Here is a 23,864-nt window from a genome sequence, read left to right as displayed (position 1 = left end):
TTAATTTGGATAAATACATTGCGCTCGCCGCTCTTAAACCTTGGGGCTTCAAGTTAATTTAAGTAAAGCAGCGTAGATATTTAAAGGTTTGTAGTATGCCCCTTTGGGGATCTTGCTACGCGTAGCGTCTCCTAGAGAGGAGTTGAGTCCAATTGTCAAGGCTGAAGCCGCTCAATACAAAATAAGGGACTTCCAGATAAATAAATATCCCATCGCTTTTAAGGCAGGGGAGCAGGGGGCAGGGAGCAGGGGGAGAAAAAGCCGTTTTGAAGGAGTGAAATTGGATAATTTATTTCTTGGAGTTCCCTAATCACAAACTTCTTTACATTACTTAACGTACTTCGATTTATGCTATTTTTCAAAAAAAGATGCAATCATTGCATCGACACACCCTGATTTCAATCTTGGCGACTTGAATCAGGATTATATTTTTGTTAACATTTCCAGAAAATTCAGGTTAAGTAACTTTCAAGACAAAAATGTGTCAATAAAAGTAATCAAATGTAATTAAGGATACAAATCATTGGTGCTTAGGAATAAAAAAAAGTGTTGAAGAAAGTTGTGATCGTTGGGGCTATGACTCTACTGTTTTTGGGAGGACCGTTGATGGGAAATGCTTTTGCCCAAACACCAGTCGCTGCGGTGCCTGCTGCTGATACTGGAGATACGGCATTTATGCTGATTTCAGCAGCACTTGTGCTGCTAATGACACCAGGATTGGCGTTTTTCTATGGTGGGTTTGTGCGATCGCGCAATGTGCTAAACACATTGATGATGAGTTTTGTGTTGATGGCGATCGTGGGAGTCACTTGGATTCTATGGGGCTACAGTCTTTCCTTTGCGCCAGGTTTACCATTCATTGGTGGATTGCAATGGTTGTTTGGCAATGTGGGGTTGGAGACTCAGGGTTATTTGCCTCATCTGCCCTATGAGGATGCCCTGAAAGCAGCAGATCCGAAATATGCTGATTTAACCTCCTATGCCGGAACCATACCTCACCAGGCATTCATGATCTACCAAGCCATGTTTGCCATTATCACCCCAGCCTTAATTTCTGGAGCGATCGTAGAACGAATGAGTTTCCGCGCCTATTCGCTGTTTGTGCTACTGTGGTCAATCTTTGTTTACGCCCCCCTCGCCCACATGGTATGGGCGAAAGGTGGATTTTTAGGTTTGGCTGGTGGATTGGGTGCCCTCGACTTTGCCGGTGGGACAGTCGTTCATATTAGTTCTGGGGTTTCAGCCCTGGTAGCGGCGATCGTCCTTGGACCTCGGAAAACCCATCCCGATCGCCTTAGCCCACCGCACAATGTTCCGTTTGTTTTGCTAGGTGCTGCCTTGCTGTGGTTTGGTTGGTTCGGCTTCAACGCTGGAAGTGCCCTATCTGTTGCGAGTGGAACATCTGGTAACTTAGTTACAAATGTGGCAACAACAGCCTTTGTCGCCACCAATACGGCGGCGGCGGCGGCGGCTTTAATGTGGTTAATTTTGGAAGCGGCTTTACGGGGTAAACCAACCGCCGTGGGAGCAGCGACAGGAGCCGTTGCTGGTTTAGTAGGCATCACCCCCGCCGCCGGATTTGTCACACCGTTATCAGCGATTTTAATTGGTTTCATCACCGCCTTTGTTTGCTTCTATGCCATCAGTTTCAAGCACAAGCTAGAAATTGACGATGCTTTAGATACCTATCCCGTGCATGGGGTTGGTGGTACAGTGGGGGCAATTTTAACGGCAGTCTTTGCCACGACTCAAGTCAACGGTGGAGGTAGAGACGGAGTACTGCGTGGTAATTTGGGTGAATTGGGAGTTGAACTAATAGCGATCGCCGTTGCTTATGCGATCGCAGGTGTTGGTACCTGGATTATTCTCAAGGTGATCGATGCGACAATCGGGCTACGAGTCAAAGAGGAAGCCGAATTACAAGGTTTGGATATCAACGAACACGGCGAAGAAGGTTACAATTCCGAGTTTGGCGATCGTCCCATTCAATAGGGAGTTTGGAGAGACGCGATTAATCGCGTCTCTACGTTAAGAGTTAGGAGTTAGGAGTTAGGAGGAAAGAACTTTCTGTTTGCTTCTCCAGTCCCCAGTCCCCAATCCCCAGTCCCCAATACTTCGGCTTACCTCGGCTCCGGCTCCATCGAGCGAAGTCGAGATGCTCGGCACAAGTCGCTCAGTACAAGTCCCCAATCCCCAGTCCCGATTTTAAAATTGTGTAATTTGCGATCGCTAGCGTTAAAATTTGATTCAAATAACTGGTAAATTTCGCTAGTCGTGTCTACTTCTTTTAAAACCTTTCCTATCTGGGCATTTTTTTCGCTGTTAACCAACGGCATCCTAATGTTGGCGGTCATTCTGCTAATTTGGCAACAGCAGAGATTGGCCGCTTTTTTTGGGATAATAACATCCCCAGAGTCAATCAACTTGAACAACTCAACCCAAATTGCTACATCTGATTTGGGTCGCCGCCATCAACTCACTTATCAACAGTGGGTAGACATCCTCAAGCAAGAAGCCAAGGTCGCTGCTGACCAACATCCTCCGCATTTAACTATCCTGGTGGGAGATTCTCTGAGTTTGTGGTTTCCCCCGGAATTATTACCCGAAGGTAAAAATTGGCTCAATCAAGGGATTTCTGGCGAAACCAGCAATGGACTCTTGAAAAGATTGAAGATATTTGACCGCACCCAGCCAGAGGTGATTTTTGTGATGATTGGCATTAATGACCTAATTCGGGGGGTAAGCGATGGGGTAATTTTAGATAATCAGCAGCAAATTATCAGTTACCTGCAAAAGACGCATCCCACAGCGCAAATTGTTGTCCAGTCGATTTTGCCACATGCGGCAGAGTCAGCAACCTGGAAAGGACGAGATAAACTTCTGGCTGTTACTAACAGTCGCATTCGTGAGTTGAATCAGCAACTACAAAGCATATCTACCAAAAAAGGTGTCAAATATCTCGATTTATATCCCCTGTTTACCAACAAGCAAGGAAATCTCCGCCGCGAATTTACTACTGATGGCTTACACCTAAGTCCTGAAGGCTATATAGTTTGGCGTTCGGGATTGCAGATTTATAGCGAGATCGAATTAAAATCCCAGCATCAGGGAAGAGGAGAAGGGAAAAAAGGCTAAAGCACAAAAAGAAGTAATATCTTTGAATACAACTCTGTATCAATCGCGTCTTGGCGCGAGAAAATAAGAAATAGTGGTTTAAGTAGACAAATCTAATGGATACAAAAGCTTTTAAGCGCAGCCTCCAACATTCCGAAAATTACAATCGCAAGGGCTTTGGTCATCAGGCAGAAGTTGCTACTCAGTTGCAGTCTGAGTATCAGAGTAACTTGATTCAAGAAATCCGCGATCGCAATTACACTCTGCAACGCGGTGATGTGACAATCCGACTAGCACAAGCCTTCGGTTTTTGCTGGGGTGTAGAACGGGCTGTAGCGATGGCTTATGAAACTCGTCAGCACTTCCCCACAGAACACATTTGGATTACCAACGAGATTATTCACAACCCTTCTGTAAATCAACGAATGCAGGAGATGGAGGTAGAATTCATCCCCATTGAAGGAACTCAAAAAGACTTTTCTGTTGTTGGCACTGGTGATGTAGTCATATTACCTGCTTTTGGGGCTAGCGTTCAAGAAATGCAGATACTTCACGAGAAAGGCTGCAAAATTGTTGATACAACTTGTCCTTGGGTATCTAAAGTTTGGAATACAGTAGAGAAGCACAAAAAAATCGATTATACATCAATTATTCATGGTAAATATAAGCATGAAGAAACAGTTGCGACTAGTTCCTTTGCTGGCAAGTATTTAATCGTGTTGAACTTGTCAGAAGCAGCTTATGTTGCTGACTATATTATTAATGGTGGGAACCGTGAAGAATTTATCACAAAATTTGCTAAAGCTTGTTCAGCCGGATTTGACCCCGATCGAGATTTAGCAAGAGTTGGCATTGCCAACCAAACTACCATGCTTAAAGACGAAACTGAGCAAATCGGCAAGCTTTTTGAGCGGACTATGTTGCAGAAGTATGGGCCAATCGAGTTAAATCAGCATTTCCAAAGCTTCAACACTATTTGTGATGCCACCCAAGAACGGCAAGATGCTATGTTGGAATTGGTGGAACATAATTTAGATTTAATGGTAGTAATTGGTGGGTTTAATTCCTCCAATACTACTCAATTGCAACAAATTGCTTTTGAGCGGGGAATTCCTTCTTATCATATTGATACTGTTGAACGGATTAAATCAGGAGATTCCATAGAACATCGGCAATTAAATGGGCAGTTAATAACTACAGAAAACTGGTTGCCAAATGGAGAAATTGTTGTGGGAATTACTTCTGGTGCTTCTACGCCAGATAAGGTGGTAGAAGATGTGATTGAGAAGATTTTTGCTGTGAAGGCAATAGCAGCAGTAGTTTAAATTGTCGGGGCAATTCATGAATTGCCCCGACAGCGTGTAGTTTTGCGTAAATCCTATAGCGGTTCTCGTTTACATGAGGTACACCCGTAGGGGCACGGCATTGCCGTGCCCCTACATTTCGTGATGTAATGTTGTACCGCATCTGAATGGGAACCGCTATGAATAAATTACTTCTGAGATATCGCTGCGCGTAAACTGTAACTACCAGATTCTCCCGCTTCAAAAGTGTTAGCCAACAGATAATAGACACCATTTTCTGGTATAGTCACAGTCAATCGAGCATTAAAATTCTTTGGGGAAATGTCGTCATTTTCTGCTACAAGTCGTTCTTTAGCAGGAAGCAGCAAGTACAAGTGAGGGTCTATTTGGTCACTATCCATCTCAATAGTTATCTGTTGACCTGCTTTACCTTCAAAGACATAAGTGTGAAAATAGCTATTATTTGGTAAAGTGCGATCGCCATTTTTAAGGCTTGCTTGTAAAACTTTACCATTCATGGGTAAATCCGTGTCTTCATTATTAGTAGGTTGTTTACGCCCACTTGCTAACTGAGCATTACCTTGTTCTACGGCTACCAAAAAAGGCTGAATTAATTCAGTAGGAATTGCAAAACTAATACCAATAAATCTTTTTATTTCGGTGTCATTGAAAATTGCACTATTAACACCAATTACTTGCCCATTAGAGTTGAGCAATGGCCCTCCAGAATTGCCAGGATTCACAGCAGCATCGTGTTGGATTAAGCCCAATTTTTTATCAACGCGACTGATCACACCATAGGTTAAAGTATTTTGCAATTCCAGACTCAGGGGAGTACCAATAGCATAGACAGATTGACCTACTTGTGCTGAACCGGATGTAGCTAAACGCAGGTAAGGGAGATTTTTTTGATTGCGAATCTTGAGTGCGGCTAAATCTAAACCTCCAGATCCAAAACCAACCACATCAGCTAAAACTTGTGTACCATCAGCCAGTACTATTGCAACAGCTTTAGAACTATCTTCGACAACGTGAGCATTAGTTAAAACTAGACCATCTGGACTCACAATAAAACCACTACCATGTCCGAAACCAGTAGCGATCGCAACTACAGCCGGACTAGCTTTTGCATATAGCTGAATCCGGTTTTGTTCTTCAGAATTTTCGGCGACAAGAATAGTTGATTTGATTTTTTCAGCCTGTTTACCTAATAAAGTAGGTTCACATTCTTGAGGGCTTTTGGCAATAGCAGGTAGTTGGCAACCAAATAAACTACTAATAGAAACTCCCCCAATAACAGTTGTCAAAATTGCTGAAGTTCCTATTGTTAAAAATTTTCTGTTCATTTTTCAACCATCCTTAATAAGTGAAATAACCTTAGTAAAAAAAAAATCCGCGTGCTTTATGCTCAGGAGACGATTTCAAAAATTGTTCTTTTCCTTACTCTTCTCTGCACCTCTGCGTGAGACATAAAATATTTAACTTCTTCTACTAACAAGTATCTTATTCTGATTCACCGAAGCAACTCGCAATTTGAGAATAAATTCACCAATAGAAGATATTACACTATTTGAGTGAAGTTTTTTTCAACATTATCAGCTTCAGTTTCGCTAACAGACTTCAGTCTGAGGGTACTCCTAGACCCCCAGAGAGAGGTTTAAAGGAGGGTACAAACCGGGAGTATCTCACCTTTGCAAATATACCAGGCGATTAGAAATCGCGGCTACAGAAACGAAGTCCGCCTACGCGGACTCAAAGAATTTGAAACCCATGCAGGTGGGTTTTGTCTGTATAGCCGCGAATTCCATTCGCCAGGGCAGGTGTGTTTTTACAGCGATCGTAAATAGACCATGCTGTAGGGGCACAGCAATGCTATGCCCTTACGAAAGATGTGGTTTTTAAACTTATCCATATTTGGTATTTCTTCTCAATGCGTAAGTCCTATAATCGTTTACGATCCAGTGAATGAGGTGATTGTAGAATGGAAAAATTAGAGCAATATCGAGGTTATATTCAAGAGTTATTGGCAGCTTATGCTAGTCGAGGTTCGTCAAAAAGTGAAATAGAAAAACAAGTCATTTTTGATACTATTCACGATCACTATCAATTAGTCTACGTAGGCTGGAAAAATCGACGACGGCAATATGGCTGTGTTTTGCATCTTGATATCAAAGATGGGAAGATTTGGATACAATACGATGGGACTGAGATTGGCATTGCTAATGATTTAGTAAAATTAGGAGTCCCAAAGGAAGATATTGTTTTGGCATTTAATGAACCGTTGGTAAGGCAATATACGGGATTTGGTGTGGGTTGAAATAATTCGTAATTCAGTTTTGCAACGGGGATTTAGAGCAAAGTTGAGCCAGTAACTATTGTTTTGTTCGCAATGCTTGGATAGTAGGATGGGAAAGGAGTTTTCGCGCCTCATCAATTAGGTGTGTTCCCCAAAGATTTTGCTTGAGAACCTCGACATCAGCGAAGCTTTTATCTAAACGCAAAGCGGCTTGTGCCATGTTGAGAGCTTTTTGTTGCTCACCTTTGGCATATAAAGCAACGGCCAATGCCATTTGTGGTTCTGCTAGACTAGCATTAATTTGCACTGCTTTTTCCCACTGCTGTATTGCCCCATCTACATCTCCATTTTCATATTTGATGTAGCCAACATTGATGATAACTGCTACTAATTTTGAATCTTTAGCAAGCGCCTGATTGTATTCTGAGAGTGCGGCGCGATCGTTTCCTTGTTTCTGGTAGACAACACCCCGCCCAAAGTATGCGTCGGCATTATCAGGCTGAAGTTTAATCGCTTGACTATAATCAGCTAATGCTGCTTGATAATCTTTCAATTGAATGTAAACATTACCCCGCGCAACATAAGCTTGTGCATTCTCAGGCTGAAGCTTAATACCTTGACTATAATCTGCTAGTGCTGCTTGATAATTTTTTAGTTGAACGTAGTAAACATCACCCCGTCCAAAATAGGCGTTAGCATTATCAGGCTGAAGTTTAATCGCTTGACTAGAATCAGCTAATGCTCCTTGATAATCTTTTAACTCAGAACGGACAACCCCCCGCGCAACATAAGCTTGTGCATTGTCAGACTGAAGCTTAATACCTTGACTATAATCTGCTAATGCTGCTTGATAGTCTTTTAACTGAACGTAAACATCGCCCCGCACAACATAAGCTTGTGCATTGTCAGACTGAAGCTTAATACCTTGACTATAATCTGCTAATGCTGCTTGGTAATTCTTCAACTGATTTTTGTAAACATCACCCCGCCCAAAATAGGCGTTAGCATTATCAGGCTTAAGTTTAATCGCTTGACTATAATCTGTTAATGCTGCTTGGTAATTCTTCAACTGAACGTAAACATAGCCCCGCACAACATAAGTTTGTGCATTGTCAGGCTGAAGTTTAATCGCTTGACTATAATCAGCTAGTGCTAAATCCCATTTTTTCTGCTTAGTGTAAAGATACCCCCGATTCTTGTAAGCTTGGGCATACTCAGGATTAATCCTAATAGCTTTAGTGTAATCAGCAAGAGCTAAATCCCATTTTTTCTGATCATAGTAAAGATCCCCCCGATTATTATAAGCTTGGGCATACTCAGAATTAATCGCAATGGCTTTGGTATAATCAGCAAGAGCTAAATCTGATTTTTTCTGATCATAGTAAACATCCCCCCGATTGTTGTAAGCATCAGCCAACTGAGGATTAATTGCAATGGCTTTGGTATAATCAGCAAGAGCTAAATCCCATTTTTTCTGCTTAGTGTAAAGATACCCCCGATTTTTGTAAGCATCAGCCAACTGAGGATTAATCGCAATGGCTTTGGTATAATCAGCCAGCGCTCCCTGATAATCTTTCAAATCAGAACGGACAAGACCCCGCACGAAGTAGACTTGTGGATTATCAGGTTCAAGTTTGATTGCTTGATTAATATCAGCTAGTCCGCCTTGAGTATCTTTCAACTGAACGCGGATATCACCCCGCAAGGCGTAAGCAAGAGCGAATTTAGGCTGGAGTTTAATCACTTGATTGTAATCTGAAAGCGCTCCCTGATAATCTTTCAACTGAAAACGTACAACGCCCCGTGCTGAGTAGACATCAACATTATCAGGCTGTAATTTAATTACTTGGTTGTAATCAGCCAGCGCTCCCTGATAATCTTTAAGCTGATAGCGAAAACCACCCAGCACGAAGTAGACTTGTGGATTATCAGGTTCGAGTTTAATTGCTTGATTAATATCAGCTAGTCCGCCTTGAGCGTCTTTCAACATATAGCGGCTACCACCCCGCAAGAGGTAAGCAAGAGCAAAGTCAGGCTGGAGTTTAATCACTTGATTGACATCAGATAGTGCCCCTTGATAATCTTGCGACTGAAAGCGTATAACACTTTTTAGTAAGTAGTTAAAATAAAACGGCTGAATCTGAATCGCCTTATCAATTGTTGCTAGCGCCTCTGGATAGCGTTGTAAGTTGAACAATATCAAACTCCGAGATGAATAAAGGCTCCCATCGTCGTCATTATATTTAATAGCTTTGTCAATGGCTGCTAAAGCCAAGGGATATTTTTTTAAGTCTGATAATAGACTACTTTTTCCCTTCCAAGCTTCATAATAATCAGGTTTGAGCATAGTTGCTTTATCGAGAGCAGCTAAAGCTTTTGCAGGATCTTTACTTTCAGTTGAAGAGTCTAAAGCTGCACCAAGGACAAAATAAGCTTGATAGAAATCTGGTTTACGTTTAACAATCTCTTGTATAACAGATATTGTTTCTGAAATTCTTTTAATACGCCACATTTGATTAGCATATTGAAACAAATCCTTTTCACTAGCATCTGCTGATGGTTTTTTGATTGCAAATAATGGATGATTCGCCAATAAAGCAATTTCTGAATCCTTGAGGCTTGGTGGCTTAGTACTAACAACTTTTAATGATTCCTTCTTCAGTCCTGCTTGTGTAGCTAAACTCAAAATGCTACTACTGGGTACTCCATATCCAAAACCGATTACAGTTTGGCTGATTTTTCTATTTTCACTACCTGCATTAATCCCAATCACTTCTCCACTAACATCTAGCACTGGGCCACCACTCATTCCAGGTAGTGACAAATTGGAATATGCCAGTCTATATCCTCCCTCTACGAATGCCTGATACAAAGGATTACTTTCTGCATTAACAACTAATCTTTCTCCGACTGAAAGGTATCCAGGAGATAGTTTTCGCTTACCTTTATCCTCTCCTGGAAATCCAGATATAAATACGCAAGATGCTTCTATATTGCCCAAATTAGAGCCGTTATATTTAGAAAGTACCTCTCCTACGGAAAGATTATATTTAGAAATTGTGGCGACAGAGTAAGTTTGATTACTAGTAAATTTAACCAAAGCTGCATCTATTCCCTCTGGTTTAAATATATTCTCTTGCTGCACTGCATAATGCTTACCATCAGGGGTAATAATTTCGTAATTGTCGGGATGCTTGAATACATGACGTGCAGTAGCTACATAGTAAGTTTGTCCTTCTTTTGCAATAATTACCCCTGAACCATTCCCATTATTTTTGGAATCAATTCTTACGGTAATCTGTTGAGCAATGTTATCAACCTTATCAACGAATGTATTACCTGCTGGTTTTGTCGCTTGTTGCTGATTGCGCCATTGTGGAGGAATAATTGCTAAGTTAGGCGCAACTTTCGCTAAAGTTTGAATGGGGACTGCAAAACTTACTTGTCGCAATTGCTGAAGTTTTTCTGCACTAGGTTTTGTGCCATCTTGATAGGCATAAGCATCAGTTAAAATGGCATTGTTTGTTAATCCATTTATCCCGATTAATTCACCTGCTTGATTTAATAAAGCCCCTCCACTCATTCCTTGTCTAACTTCGTTGGTATAACCAATTTGATAACCCCCAACTAATGGTTGAGTAGATAGCAGGGAGGTTTTGCCATTACTGATCACTAATTTTTTGCTATCATCAGGAAACCCAGCAGCAAATACTTCTTGATTTTCTGATACATTTGAGGTACTAGCTAAAGGTACGATTTGATAGTTTTCTTGGGATTGAAACTGCAAGACGGCTAAATCATTACCTTTTAAAGAATCACCTTTACTAATAACTGTAGCCGTATATATTTTTTCATCAGGTGTTTGAATTCTATAACTTCCCTTATTGCTGATAACATGGGCGTTGGTAAGAACGGTGTAAGTTTGCCCTTGTTTACTAATTAATACTCCACTTCCACCCTTGCTGTTACTCAATACTTTGACGGTGATGGCTTGGGCTAGTTGACGAATTCCTTCTGAGGATAGAGAATTATTTGCCAATACAGAAGTAGGTAGATTAGCTACTTGCTGGGATGTCGCAGCGTCGGTGATTGGTAGTAGGAAGCAAGTGCTTAAGATGGCAATAATCAACGAATTGAATTGGTTCATTTTTGTATTTAGATAAAATTCCGGCATTCCTGAATAGGAATATAAATTTTTATTTGCGCCTCTGTGTGAGTTTTTCATACCTTCAATCCGCAACGCTTTCATCGTGGCGAATTGAGGGTTGATTTTGAAACGCAGAGGTCAGCGCAGAGGGGACGCAGAGTTTTATTTAGCCAAAGTTGATCTTATTCCTTCTCAACGGGGGCTGTTTGCAGAAACTTCTTGATGTCAATTTTGTAGTAGACTGGTTCTTGTTTAGTGCTATTCTCTAGTGGTTTAGTAGCACGTCCTCTAAGAGTGTCTTTGAGTTCATCAAGAATTTGTAGAGGATCGTCTTGAGGTCGTAGAGTTAGCAGTGTGGTATCGCAAGCAGCGTCTTCTTTTTTAGCTGTGCAAATCACTGGTTGATTATTGACTGTACCGTTAGTGATATAAGCCAAACTTTGATTGTTGTAAGCAGTCTGGAATCGAGACGATACTAGTTCACACCGTTCTTCTGGGGTAACAGTCTTACTATTAAACCATGCATATTTCCAACGTATAATGGCAATTTTGCCGCGTTCTGTCCAAGCGTAAGTAGTGGGGAAGCGCAGATTAGTTGCTTGGTCGTAACCCGAAGCGCAGATAAAACGAACTTCATCATCCGCTTTCGCTTGACTAGGTATAGAAGTGATACAAGCAGTAGCCAAAGCACAGCCAGTCAATAAAGAAACGATTGGTTTTAGTTGCATAATTTTTCTCCTGAAATCCTGAAAAACAAGGCTTTTGGAATAATTGCGAATTAGATATTTTCTCACAAGCAGTACAATTAGTACAGATGAAAATCAAATTTGATTCTTGAGATTCATCTTAAAATGAGATTTACATACAACTACATATTTGAGCAAAATTTCATCTATTTGATTGACACAGCCATTGAGGTGAAGTTTTCTTCACCATTTTTAGCGTGTAGCAAAAACTTGATAAACTAAAAGTTACAGCGTAATTCAAGAAGTAAATATTAATTTTTTTGATGATAGTTAACAAAGTATGGTGTATTAAGACGTAGGTTGGGTGGAGCGGAGCGCAAGCCAACATCCTGATATATGTTGGGTTACGCAAAGCCTCCACCCAACCTAGAATTTTTTTCCTACGCGGGTTTCAAACCCTTAATTTGGCGTTAGTTGGCGTAGGCGGACGAGAGTTTCTATAGCCGCGTTCGCCCTTGGCGTGCCGGAGGCATTATTCTAATCGCCAGGGCTAGGTGCAAGATATAAATCTCTGTGCCTCTGCGGTTAGACTTCCAAATAAAACAATATCCAACTATTTATTGTGGGGTGGGCGACACGAGTGCCCGTAATCATGGGCGGGCAAGACTTCGGCGTGAGCGCTCAGTCGAACGCTGCCCACCCCACAAGATTGAAGAATTTATTATTAAGTAGAAAAATGTTGATAAGTCAAGAAAAGTTTGAAAAAATATATCAGGATGAATTGACTCCGAAACAAAAGAAAGTATTGCCCTTATTTTTAGCTGGACAAACAGATGAACAGATAGCTAAAGAACTTGGCGCTACGCATCGTTCTACAGCTAGCCATCAACTGAGAAATATATCCACAAAATTTGGTTTTCCTCCTGAGACTGAACCAGATTATCGTTGTAATTTGATTGAGATGTTTGCTAAATATAAGCCAGAGTTAGTTAGTGTTAAAGCTTTAGAAAAATGTGGGCATATTATCCAGAATATTCGCTTCCCAGAAGGTCTGGAACCACTAAATTCTGCTTTTTATCAAGAACGTTCTCCTATTGAATCTCGTTGTTATACTGCTATTAAAGAACCAGGCGCACTAATTCGGATTAAAGCACCTAAGCAGATGGGTAAAACTTCGCTGCTGAAGAGAATTATGGCTGAAGCTAAGAAAAGTAGTTATAGTACGGTTTATTTAAATTTTAGCTTAATAGAAACAAATAAATTTACTAACGCTAATGATTTTCTTCGCAGTTTTTATGCTTATGTGATTAATCAATTACCTTCAGCACCTCCTTTAACAGTGTGGGATACAGACATTCCGAGTATGGTGAACTGCACTCGGATATTTCAAAGTTTGCTTAAACAATTGGATGGCGTTTTAGTTTTAGCTTTAGATGAAGTAGATAAATTGTTTGAATACCCGGAAATTTATCAAAACTTTTTTCCGATGTTGCGTAATTGGAATGAAAATGCTAATGAGTCAGATACATGGGAAAAATTGCGGCTATTAGTAGCTCATTCTACAGAAGATTATGGACGCTTAGATATTAATCAATCTCCTTTTAATGTGGGATTACCAATTAAATTGGAAGAATTTACTGAAGAACAGGTGAAGAGTTTAGCTATCCGACATGGATTAGATAGTAAAAATATTCTTCCAATTATGTCTTTAGTGGGGGGACATCCTTATTTAGTGCGGTTAGCACTTTATTATTTGGTATGTCAAGATGCAACTATTGGGGAATTGCTGCAACAGGCTACTACAGATACAGGAATTTATAGTGAACACTTACGCCGACATTTGGAGACTTTTCAAGAAAATCAAGAGTTAGGAAGGGTATTTAAAGAGATAGTGAGTAATACTCAAGGAATTAAAATAGAGCGTAAAAATCGGCAAATTTATCAATTAGATAGTATGGGAGTGATTAAATTTAGCAATAATTTTGTGATGCCACGCTGTAGATTGTATCATGAATATTTTGGCGATCGCTTGTAATTATAAATCTCACGCGGAGGCGCAGAGGCGCAGAGAGAGGAGGAATGGAATTTAGTAATTATTATAAAGTCGGTGGAAGTTTAAATGCTAATCATCGCACCTATGTAGTCCGCAAAGCAGATGCACAAATCTTTGAACTGCTGAAAGCTGGGGAGTATTGTTTTGTATTTAACTCGCGTCAGATGGGTAAATCTAGTTTGCGAGTTAAAACAATCAAAAAACTTAGAGCAGTAGGAATCAAATGTGCTTGTATTGATTTAACTATTCTTGGTAGTCACACCAGCCCAGAAAAATGGTATAAAGGTTTTGCTAATCAGTTATTATCTAGTTTTGAAATAGATGATATAGATTTTAATAGCTGGTGGTTACAGTATGACTCTTGGACGGAGGTACAGAGATTAAACTTACTTTTCGAGTTATTGCTGTTAGATAAATTTAGCTCTAATATTATCATTTTTATCGATGAAATTGATAGTTTAATCAAAAGTAAATTTAAAGATGATTTTTTTGCTTTAATTCGCGCCTGTTATAATCTCCGGGCTGAATCTCCAAAATATGAGCGTTTAACTTTTTGTTTGCTTGGGGTGGCTACACCAGGAGATTTGATTCAAGAAAGGGAACGCACGCCGTTTAATATTGGTAGTTCAATAGAATTAACTGGGTTTAGCTTTACAGAAGCAAAGGATGCTTTAATTGCAGGGTTAGAAAGTCAGGTAGAACATCCAGAAACAGTATTGCAAGATGTTTTAAGTTGGACTGGTGGACAACCATTTCTCACTCAGAAGCTATGCAGTTTAATTGTCCAAGAAACAGAAAATAGCTATCTCAATGTTAATGAGCTAATTCAAAATTATATCATCGACAATTGGGAAACTCAAGATGAACCTGAGCATTTAAGAACAATCCGCGATCGCATTCTACGAAATGAGCAAAAAGCTGGCAGATTACTAGGATTATATCACCAAGTTTTACACTCAAGCAAGGGAGTTTTGATAGATGGCAGTCAAGAGCAAACCGAATTAAGATTATCAGGTTTAGTAGTTAAACAAGATGGTTACTTAAAAGTATATAATTCTATCTATCAATCAGTTTTTAATCAACAATGGCTCAGGGAAGAATTAGATAAACTTCGTCCTTACAGTCAAGCAATTAATAACTGGTTTAATTTTCAAAAAGAGCAATCTTGGCTATTGCGAGGAAAAGCCTTAGATGAGGCGCTAGCTTGGGCGGTTGGCAAAAGTTTAAGTAATTTAGATTATGAATTTTTACAAGAAAGTCAAAAAGTCGCTACAGAATTACAAATTGAAGTAAATCAGAAATTAGCCGAAGCTAGTCAAAGGTTAACTCAAGCTAATCAAATCGCTAAACGAAAATTAGCTGATGCGAATAAAAAAGCAAAATACATAGTTTGGATTGGGGGAGGTATTGCAAGTATCCTTATATTAATAAGTGTGATTGTAGGACAAAATCAACTACACACCGCCAACGAAGCTAAAAGACTTACACAGGATGGCTATAACGCCATACAACAATTTCAATCTAAACAACTTGAAGCATTATTTTTAGCTATGAAGGCTGGACAAGATTTAAAACATCTGGTCAAAAATCAGTCTGATTTGGGAGAATATCAAACAATCACTCCTTTGTCTGCTTTACTAAATATTTTCGTCAATCTTCATGAATATAATCAATTTGATAGTAAACAAACAACACTCAATCATCTAACTTTCAGTCCTGATGGTAAAATTATTGCTTCTGGTAGTGATGATGGGACTATTAAATTATGGCATGAGAATGGAACTGCGATCGCTACTATTTATGGAGATAAAAATAAGCTCAAAAGTATTAGTTTTAGTCCCGATAGCAAAACTATTGTTTCGGCTAGTGAAGATGGAACTATAAAACTTTGGCAGCAAAATGGTACTTTGATTAAAACCATCTTTGGACATCAAAGCTGGGTAGTCAGTGCTAGTTTTATTTCTGATAAAACTCTCGTTTCTGTCAGTAAAGATGGAACTGTAAAACTCTGGCAACTAGATGGTACTCTGATTAAAACTATCTCACTCAAAATTCATGAAATTACCAGCGCTAGTATCAGTCCCAATGGTAAAATTCTTGCTGTTGGTAATGAAGAAGGAAATATTGAACTACGGAAAATCGATGGTACTTTTATCACAACTATTGTTGGACATCAAGGTTGGGTAACAAGCATTAGTTTTAGTCCTGATGGAGAAAATATTGCTTCTGGTAGTGATGACAAAACTGTTAAGCTTTGGAAAGCTGATGGTACTTTAATTAGAACTTTTAAGGGGCATACAGCTAGGATAAATACTGTCAGTTTCAGCCATGATGCTCCCATAATCGCTTCTGGTAGTAGTGACCAAACTGTAAAAATCTGGCAATTAGATGGTACTCTAATTAATACCCTAGTTGGACACGGTGATTCAGTCGCTAGCCTGAGTTGGAGTCAAGATGACAAAATTATTGCTTCTGGTAGTGCTGATGGAATTGTAAAACTCTGGAAGCTGAACGCAGATATAATGACTACATTAACTGGGCATAAACGCGGGATAACCAGCCTCAATTTTAGCCCTGATGGTAAAATAATTGCTTCCGGTGGTGAGGATGGTACTGTGAAACTATGGCAGCAAAATGGAAATTTAATTCCTAACCTTACAGGGCATCAAGGTTGGGTAAATAGTATCAGTTTCAGCCCCGATAATAAAACTATTGCCGTTGGTACTGATAAAGGAACTGCTAAACTTTGGCAGCAGAATCAAACTCTAATTCATACTTTAACTGGGCATGAAGTCGGGATAACAAGTGTTAGTTTCAGTCCAAACCTAGAAATAATTGCTTTTGGTACTGATCAAGGAACTATTAAACTCTGGAATTGGGACGGAATTTTAATTAAAATTTTTACTGGGCATAAAAACAATTGGGTAAAAAGTGTCAGTTTTAGCCACGATGGTAAAATTATTGCTTCTGGTGGTGATGATGGTACTATCAAACTTTGGAAAAAAGATGGAACTTTAATTACTACCCTGACTGGACATAGAAAGGATATTAATAGTATCAGTTTTAGTCCTGACGACAAAATTATAGCTTCTGGAAGTACAGATCAAACTATCAAACTTTGGAAAAAAGATGGAACTTTAATTACTACCCTGACTGGCCATAGTGATTCTGTAAATAGTGTCAGTTTCAGTCCCGATGGTGAAATTATAGCTTCAGGAAGTACAGACAAAACTATTAAATTTTGGAAAAAAGATGGAGTTCCCATCACTACATTAATTGGACATCAAGGTGCAGTAACCAGCGTCAGTTTCAGTCCTGATGGAAAAACTCTTGCCTCTGCTAGTAAGGATGGTAAGGTAATTTTATGGAGTTTGGATTTAGATGATTTATTAACACGGGGATGTCAATGGCTCGATGACTATTTTATAACTCATTCGGAAACTCGTAATAGTTTGGGTCTATGTAACTAAAAATTATAGAATAATGTGAGTCTAAAATTTTTTCACAGACTTAAAAAAATGGCTGTTTATATGTACGTTCTGGAATTTCTACGTTTGCTTTGTTAGCTTCTGCGGAGGAAATCGCCGCAGGGTGTCAAAGGCTAGCAGCAGATATTAATACAGTCCGCATCACCAAGATTGTCAATAAATATGAAAACAATCATGGCGATTACTTGTTTGTAATCGCCGATAAAGTAGTAAAATCGGCTAAAGAGTGAAATATGAAGCAAAAATATTCTTATTCAATCAGCGTCTCGTACTCATCATGTGACCCAATCCAGATCCAGTAATAATCTTCACCTTTTTTAAGTGCTAGTGCCCGATATCTGCCACTAATCCTGACTGACCCCAAATCATCTCCTACTTTTTTGAAATCCAAAGATGGATGAAATTGATTATTAATCCAAAGGCGATATAGGGGTTCTCGTTTACGTGAGGTACACCCATAGGGGCACGGCACTGCCGTGCCCCTACACCTCGTGATGTAATGTTGTACCGCATCTGAATGGAAACCGCTATATGCTTTTCTAGCTTGCTCTTTAAGTTCAGATGAAAATGCAGAATATGAGCGCCAAAAATCAGGGGTTGTTAAGGACTTCATCTAACGGTTTCACACGATTAGCATCAATATCTGATTTGGCACGTTGGATTAACTGATCCAATCGCCCAGATTTTGCATCTGCTTCAATTTGATTGTCCCAGGAATCATTAAGATATTCTTGGAGCCAGTTCGATAGATCCCGAATTTCACCTTCAGACAGTTACATAATAGCAGCTTCGATTTCTGGGAGTGAGTTCATCCAGTTATCCTCAATCCACCACTATGCACTCTATACTACCAAAATTGACGGAATAATTCCGAATTAGAATTAGTGTCAAGTCTTAGTTATGAAGTAATAATTATTAATCATGAATTAGCATGACCCAAAAATGGCTTTCGATCGTTGGCATTGGAGAAGATGGATTACAGGGGTTAAGCCTGATCGCTAGTTCTCTAGTCAATCAAGCTAAAGTAATTGTGGGAGGCGATCGCCATTTAGCAATGCTCCCTACAGACGATCAACGTGAGAAACTAGTCTGGACATCCCCCATTAACGCCTCAGTAGAGGAAATCATTCAGCGTCGCGGTCAGTCAATTTGCGTACTAGCAAGCGGCGATCCCATGTGTTACGGCATTGGTGTTACCTTGATGCGGCGAATTCCCGTCTCGGAAATGACGATTATCCCTGCACCTTCAGCCTTCAGCCTCGCCTGTGCCAGGGTGGGATGGTCTTTAACTGAGGTGGAAACCTTGAGTTTGAATGGTCGTCCATCCTCCCTACTCCAGTCTTACATCTATCCAAAAGCGCGGCTCTTGATTTTGAGTGAAGGGAAGGACACGCCCGCCGTTGTTGCTCAAATTTTGACAAATCGCGGCTATGGTGGCAGCAAGATTACCGTCTTGGAGCGTATGGGCGGCATTCATGAAAGAATTATCGAAGGTATGGCTGCATCCTGGAGTCAAACTGAAGTTGCTGCCTTGAATGCGATCGCAGTTGATTGTATTGCTGATGTTGGTGTTATCCCATTACCAAGATTACCAGGACTACCAGATAACGCCTATCACCACGATGGACAGTTAACGAAGCGTGAAGTTAGGGCAATTACCGCTTCTGCTTTGGCACCTACACCGGGACAACTTTTGTGGGATGTTGGCGCGGGTTGCGGCTCAATTTCTATCGAATGGATGCGGAGCCATCCTCGATGTCGGGCGATCGCGATCGAACAAAACTCCTCTAGACTACTTTACATTGCCGATAATGCCGCAACTCTCGGTACTCCAAATCTACAAATCATTGAAGGTAAAGCGCCTCATGCCCTGAAAGACTTGCCACCACCAGATGCAATTTTTATTGGTGGCGGAGTAACAGCAACAGGACTTTTTGATGTTTGCTGGGAAGCACTGAGGACGGGTGGGCGTTTGGTAGCAAATGTGGTAACGGTAGAGGGTGAGCAAACTTTATTTCAATGGCATGAACGAGTCGGTGGTGATTTAACTCGTATTGCTATCCAGCGCACAGAACCTATTGGTAAATTTTTGGGCTGGCGAGCAATGGCACCTGTAACGCAATGGGTAGTTGTGAAATCTGAAAAATTGAACTGGGGAGTAGGGATTAGGGACTAGGCATTAGGGACTAGGCATTGGGGATTGGGTTGAAGAGGCAGAAGGGCAGGGAGCAGGGGGTAAGGGGGAGAATGAATAATTCTTTCGCCCCTGCTCCCTGCTCCCTGCTCCCTGCTCCCTGCTCCCTGCTCCCTGCTCCCCAATCCCTGCTCCCCAATCCCCAGTCCCCAGCGATGCACTGAGCTTGTCGAAGTGTCCCCAGTCCCCATTTAGCTATTCCTGTGCAACCCATGCACCATGAAACCCATAAGGCACCCTCTGGGGAATTATTACCCGCGCTACAGGTTCAGATGTTATGTCTTGGGCATTCACCACTACCAATTCTGAAGTGTTTGAACCCTCATCGTGGACGAAAGTTATAAGCCAACCGTCATCTTCAGCAGTTGCACCAGGACGCGGCGCAAACACAGCTTCACCGCCATAGCGCCCCTCTCCAAATTCATGGGTTTGGGACTTTCCACTGCTGAAGTCGTACTTGATAATACCTTCAAATAAAGGTAGGGGACTGTTTGCCACTTTGTTAGTGTAGCCATATCGGGTTTGTCGCCCCAATAGGTTTTCGTTGACGCGAGGGAATTCGGAAACGACATCATCCAACATTTCTTCACGCACTGTCCCCGTGCTGAGGTTAAACCGCCAGCGATACAAACGGGGAATATTTGCATTTGGATCAGGTTGCGAATCATCAGAAATCAAAACAGTAGTAGAACTCATACGACAGGCGATAAGCACCACTTCGTCTCCCTCTTCGTAGGCGTTGAGGGTATGGAAGACGTAGCAAGCAGGACTTTCAAACCAGCGAATATTACTGTTGTCACCGTGACGTGGTAGGATGCCAAAACGACTAGAGCGATCGCGCTCAAACATCATTACAGGTTCTCCGCGTTGCGCTCTTTCGGGGCTGAAAGTCATGGGCAAATCCATGAAAATCGTGTAGTTTTCTGTGATGGCAAAATCGTGCATCATCACCCCTATTGGCAGTTCAATTGGCACCGTCCGCAACAGTTCCCCTTGTGCTGAAACCACACCATATTGCAGGTACGGTGGCACGATGGGAGAGTAGCCAAAGAAGATCATTTCACCTGTCACCGGGTCTACCTTGGGATGGGCTGTGAAGGCAGAAACCAGTTTGCCATTGTAGCTATACTCGCCAAGGGTTGCTAATTCAGGCAGCTTGATGGCGTGAGGTTTCCCCCCCTCGTTCAGCGCCAACATCTGACCAGCATGCCACACCAAGGCAGTGTTGCCGGTATTTTTGTAACCACCCTCAGGATTATCCATCTTTGGTGGTTCTAACAACCCACTCCAGAGAGGCTTACCCACTTCTCGTTCTTTTTTCCATCCGGCTGTCTGCACGTAGCGGTTACGATAAGTGGCTATGCCGTTGCTAATTTGCACACCATGCAACATCCCATCACCATCAAACCAATGATATTGACCGATAGGTGTCCATTGAGGGTTAGGGCCATTCCGTACAAACATCCCTGATAGTTCAAGGGGTAATTCACCGATGACTGGCAATTTGTCGGTGGTAATTTCTTCATTAATTGGAGCAAAGTTGCCATCGAGATACGGATTGACTGCTATTGTTACCATTGTCTTGATTTAACTGTACATTTGAGTTTGCGATCGCGCCCACGTAGAATTTTTGAGGACGTTGGGAAATTTTTGCCATCAATCTCCAAATTAAACCTTTTTCTCTAGCGATTTAATTTGTTTGATTTGCAGGAAGTTCCACTCATCTTCAGAAAAGGGTGTGCTAAACCAGGTATCTAATATTTCTTTAGCGATCGCTTCTGTAGTTGCACGTAAACTTAATACAAGGACATTCAGATGATTCCAGATACAAGCCCCTCGTGCCGTCTCAGCATCATGGCACAAAGCTGGATGTATCCCAGAGACTTTGTTGGCGGCAATAAGCTGATGTGCAGCTAAATTGCATAACACGAAAACGTAAAATTATTGTAGTGCGGGCAACATGAGCGCCCTGCCCCTCTTCAACTAAGGCTTCTGACTACCCACTTCTTGCGGTGCAGGAGTAATGGGAGCGCCATTAGTTATGTTGAGAATACCCGAAACAACAATTTTGTCCCCAGCTTTTAGTCCTTGGATAACTTGATAATTATTTCCCTCAATCACTCCCAATTTCACGGATTTCTGTTGAGCTACTAAAGATGGCGCTCCAGCTTGCGGCTTTTCGGCTGACGCTTCAGCTTGCGGCTTTGACGTTGGCGCTTCAGCCACAAACACAAAAGTCTCCCCACCCAAACGAGATACTGCTGTAACTGGAATCAAAATTCCTGGATGTTCGTCCCAGATGACTTTGGTTTGCGCTGACTGAAGATTAAGCAGTCGATTTCTCGAATTGCCAAAGTTGGCTTTCACCAAAACTGTTTGTGAATCTGAACTGGCATTTGGGGAGATAAAACTGATCTTACCCGTTGCGGTGGGTTTGCCTTGGGCATCTAACATTTGTACAGGTAATCCCAAGCGCAACTTTCTGGCTTGATTTAGCGGAATGGATATATTCAAATCTAAAGAGTCATTTTTGGTCAATGTGGTGAGTTGATCACCTTGTGCCACATACTGTCCTACCTTGACTGGGATATTACCAACAATACCTGTGAAAGGAGCTAGGACTTTTGTGTATTGTAGTTGCACTTGAGCCGACTGCACTTGAGCCACCGCTTGGCTTACTTGCGATCGCCCTTGGGCAATATCTTCTGGGCGATTGCCGTTCACCTGCTGCCTATAGTATTGTTTCTGCTGTTCTAAGGCAGCACCTAGCTGCTGGATATTAGCAGTTCTGCTTTTGCGGAGTTGCTCTAAATTTTTCTGGGCTGCAACCACCGCCGCTTCAGCACTAGCCTTGTTTTTCAGGTATTCATCTAGGCTATCTTGGGAAGTTGCCCCTTCTTTTGTTAATTGTTCGTATCGTCTTGCTCGTGCTTGTGCTAGTACTAGATCGGATTTGGCGGAATTAACTTGAGCTTCGGCCTGCTGAATTTGTTGTGGTAGCGATCCAGATACGGCATCTTGATATTTTGCTTGGGCTTGATCTAGCTGGGCTTTGGCTTGGGAAACTATTTCTGTTCGAGTCCCGGCTTTGAGTTCAGCAAGATTTGCCTGTGCTTGTTCTAGTGCTGCTTGTTTTTGTCGTAGCTGGGCTTGGGCATCATCAAGTTGTAGGCTAATAATTACTTGCCCTTCTTGAACACGGTTGCCCTCTTTGATGAAAACCTCAGTAATTCGTCCTCCAACCTGTGGCTTAATTGGTACAGAGAGTGGTGCCTGAAATTGGCCAATATACTCCGAACTCTCCTGGACAGTTTCAGTTTCCACAGTTGCTAGCTTCACCGGAATTGCCATCGGTGGACCACCAGGCGCTCCAGCAGCCGATGGTGCTTTGCTAGCATTACTAGTTTGCCACCAGCGCCAACCAAAACCAACACCTGCAATTAACAGGATAATTCCTAAAATTACAGGCCAACGCCGCTTTTGAGGTGGCTTTGGCGATCGCTGTGGCAATGGTTGCGACTCTTGACTAGAATCATCAGTAACAGTCGGCTGTTCTATTTCAACGGGAAGGGGAGAGTCAGGTAACTCAGAATAGGACATCTTCGTTTTCTCGTCTTGTGGATTTAGACTTGGGCAATCTACTCTTCGCTAAAAAAGCATTATTTGAATAGTTTTTTAGCCCTTGTTTTTCTATATTGGTGACAAAATTTTTGGGTATTTGGGCGATCGCTCACGATGTCTAGCACCTAAAACGAACCAATATTCTTAATCACATTATGGTTATTTTGTACATTACTTAACTCCTATTTTTAAACTGTAATTTATAAAACTTTCTTAGTCACTACAAACCCAGTGCCTTAGCTCAGAGAGAAAGGACGGTTTATCTTGTTGTAGGCAGTCAACTGAACCTCCTGCTTCCTTCAATGGCAAACTGCTATTATGCTCTTCCATCATCTGCTTACAAAGCCTGACATCTAAGTTTTCCATGAGTGTTTGCAAGCGCTTGCTTGCATTATAACCACATAGCAGACAATATTGGTATAATCTACAGATGAGTTTATCGCTCTTAAGCCCTAGTGAATACTGATCTTAGGGAATAAAAAGGTATGGAGCGATGCCTTCTCTGCGAAACGCTACGCGTAGCAAGATCCCCGAAGGGTAGGGTGGGCTACGCCTACGTTAGTTACAGCAGTTTTCATCTATTTGAAACATATCTGTCGTAGGGGCACAGCATGCTGTGCCCCTACAGCGTGGTCTATTTACCTGAAAATAACTGTAATTCAGCTTTATTAATCAAGGTTGCGAGTTTCATCAAGTTATCGTCACCAAGAACCAGTTTTTTCTACAGTCCTATTTTTGACAAGTCTTAACTTCCTACATTTAGGTCACCCGATCGGTTGATTTTGAACTCACCCGAATGGGTGATTTAATTTATCCCAATCAAGGTTTTGTCTGTCTTGCCAAATCCAGTAATCCTCAATAGACATCTGAGTGAAAAAGAAGAGACATAGCACTGCTAAGTAGAGCGATGTGAAGAATTCAAGGTTTGTAGTAAGGACTTTAGTCCTAATTTGTTCGCGTA

Annotated in this window: 16 protein-coding genes; 9 read left to right on the top strand and 7 right to left on the bottom strand. The window is 41.3% G+C overall.

The window, feature by feature from the left end; genetic code table 11:
- Positions 1–576: 576 nt before the first annotated feature.
- The 3 genes from V7K50_RS19150 to V7K50_RS19140 all read left to right on the top strand — a co-directional run bounded on the left by V7K50_RS19150 (position 577) and on the right by V7K50_RS19140 (position 4,439).
- On the top strand, positions 577–1,992 hold the full coding sequence (locus V7K50_RS19150; protein WP_442944632.1) for an ammonium transporter: 1,416 nt from the start codon (positions 577–579) through the stop codon (positions 1,990–1,992).
- A gap of 282 nt (positions 1,993–2,274) precedes the next feature.
- Positions 2,275–3,135: an SGNH/GDSL hydrolase family protein gene (locus tag V7K50_RS19145; protein ID WP_334962710.1), complete on the top strand. Its 861-nt coding sequence runs from the start codon at positions 2,275–2,277 to the stop codon at positions 3,133–3,135.
- A 95-nt stretch (positions 3,136–3,230) separates the two neighbouring features.
- Positions 3,231–4,439, top strand: coding sequence for a 4-hydroxy-3-methylbut-2-enyl diphosphate reductase (locus V7K50_RS19140; protein ID WP_334962708.1), 1,209 nt, complete (start codon positions 3,231–3,233; stop codon positions 4,437–4,439).
- 167 nt (positions 4,440–4,606) lie between these two features.
- Here the strand turns inward: V7K50_RS19140 and V7K50_RS19135 are convergent, their stop codons facing one another.
- On the bottom strand, positions 4,607–5,764 hold the full coding sequence (locus V7K50_RS19135; RefSeq protein WP_334962706.1) for a trypsin-like peptidase domain-containing protein: 1,158 nt from the start codon (positions 5,762–5,764) through the stop codon (positions 4,607–4,609).
- A gap of 345 nt (positions 5,765–6,109) precedes the next feature.
- Between V7K50_RS19135 and V7K50_RS19130 the strand changes: the two genes are divergently transcribed.
- Together V7K50_RS19130 and V7K50_RS19125 are read left to right on the top strand one after the other, a co-directional pair.
- Positions 6,110–6,265, top strand: coding sequence for a hypothetical protein (locus tag V7K50_RS19130; protein ID WP_334962704.1), 156 nt, complete (start codon positions 6,110–6,112; stop codon positions 6,263–6,265).
- Between the two features lie 134 nt (positions 6,266–6,399).
- Positions 6,400–6,735, top strand: a complete 336-nt coding sequence (locus V7K50_RS19125; protein ID WP_334962702.1) for a XisI protein — start codon at positions 6,400–6,402, stop codon at positions 6,733–6,735.
- 55 nt (positions 6,736–6,790) lie between these two features.
- On the opposite strand, the gene V7K50_RS19120 is transcribed toward V7K50_RS19125, so the two are convergent.
- Both V7K50_RS19120 and V7K50_RS19115 read right to left on the bottom strand, forming a co-directional pair.
- A complete protein-coding gene (locus tag V7K50_RS19120) occupies positions 6,791–10,861 on the bottom strand; it encodes a serine protease (protein ID WP_334962700.1) in 4,071 nt (1,356 codons plus the stop codon).
- A gap of 182 nt (positions 10,862–11,043) precedes the next feature.
- On the bottom strand, positions 11,044–11,589 hold the full coding sequence (locus V7K50_RS19115; RefSeq protein WP_334962699.1) for a COP23 domain-containing protein: 546 nt from the start codon (positions 11,587–11,589) through the stop codon (positions 11,044–11,046).
- A 694-nt stretch (positions 11,590–12,283) separates the two neighbouring features.
- On the opposite strand from V7K50_RS19115, the gene V7K50_RS19110 reads away from it, so the two are divergent.
- The 3 genes from V7K50_RS19110 (at position 12,284) to V7K50_RS19100 (ending at position 17,318) form a co-directional block, all read left to right on the top strand.
- Complete coding sequence (locus tag V7K50_RS19110; RefSeq protein ID WP_334962697.1) at positions 12,284–13,582, top strand: AAA-like domain-containing protein; 1,299 nt, start codon at positions 12,284–12,286, stop codon at positions 13,580–13,582.
- A gap of 44 nt (positions 13,583–13,626) precedes the next feature.
- On the top strand, positions 13,627–17,070 hold the full coding sequence (locus tag V7K50_RS19105; protein WP_334962695.1) for an AAA-like domain-containing protein: 3,444 nt from the start codon (positions 13,627–13,629) through the stop codon (positions 17,068–17,070).
- Between the two features lie 89 nt (positions 17,071–17,159).
- Positions 17,160–17,318 carry a hypothetical protein gene (locus V7K50_RS19100; protein ID WP_334962693.1) on the top strand — a complete coding sequence of 53 codons (159 nt, stop codon included), beginning with the start codon at positions 17,160–17,162 and terminating at the stop codon, positions 17,316–17,318.
- 20 nt (positions 17,319–17,338) lie between these two features.
- On the opposite strand, the gene V7K50_RS30760 is transcribed toward V7K50_RS19100, so the two are convergent.
- Complete coding sequence (locus V7K50_RS30760) at positions 17,339–17,701, bottom strand: ParE family toxin-like protein (RefSeq protein WP_442944627.1); 363 nt, start codon at positions 17,699–17,701, stop codon at positions 17,339–17,341.
- A gap of 318 nt (positions 17,702–18,019) precedes the next feature.
- Between V7K50_RS30760 and cbiE the strand changes: the two genes are divergently transcribed.
- Complete coding sequence (gene cbiE, locus V7K50_RS19095) at positions 18,020–19,264, top strand: precorrin-6y C5,15-methyltransferase (decarboxylating) subunit CbiE (protein ID WP_334962691.1); 1,245 nt, start codon at positions 18,020–18,022, stop codon at positions 19,262–19,264.
- A 213-nt stretch (positions 19,265–19,477) separates the two neighbouring features.
- On the opposite strand, the gene V7K50_RS19090 is transcribed toward cbiE, so the two are convergent.
- From V7K50_RS19090 to V7K50_RS19080, 3 genes are all read right to left on the bottom strand, one after another.
- Complete coding sequence (locus V7K50_RS19090; protein ID WP_334962689.1) at positions 19,478–20,860, bottom strand: carotenoid oxygenase family protein; 1,383 nt, start codon at positions 20,858–20,860, stop codon at positions 19,478–19,480.
- Positions 20,861–20,950: 90 nt separating this feature from the next.
- Positions 20,951–21,211, bottom strand: a complete 261-nt coding sequence (locus V7K50_RS19085) for an RpiB/LacA/LacB family sugar-phosphate isomerase (protein ID WP_334962688.1) — start codon at positions 21,209–21,211, stop codon at positions 20,951–20,953.
- A 54-nt stretch (positions 21,212–21,265) separates the two neighbouring features.
- Complete coding sequence (locus V7K50_RS19080; RefSeq protein WP_334962686.1) at positions 21,266–22,882, bottom strand: efflux RND transporter periplasmic adaptor subunit; 1,617 nt, start codon at positions 22,880–22,882, stop codon at positions 21,266–21,268.
- Positions 22,883–23,864 lie beyond the last annotated feature (982 nt).

The sequence above is a fragment of the Nostoc sp. genome (assembly GCF_036917135.1).
Lineage (GTDB): Bacteria > Cyanobacteriota > Cyanobacteriia > Cyanobacteriales > Nostocaceae > Nostoc.
Note: the sequence above shows the minus strand (reverse complement) of the source record. Positions and strands in the feature narration are given on the sequence as shown.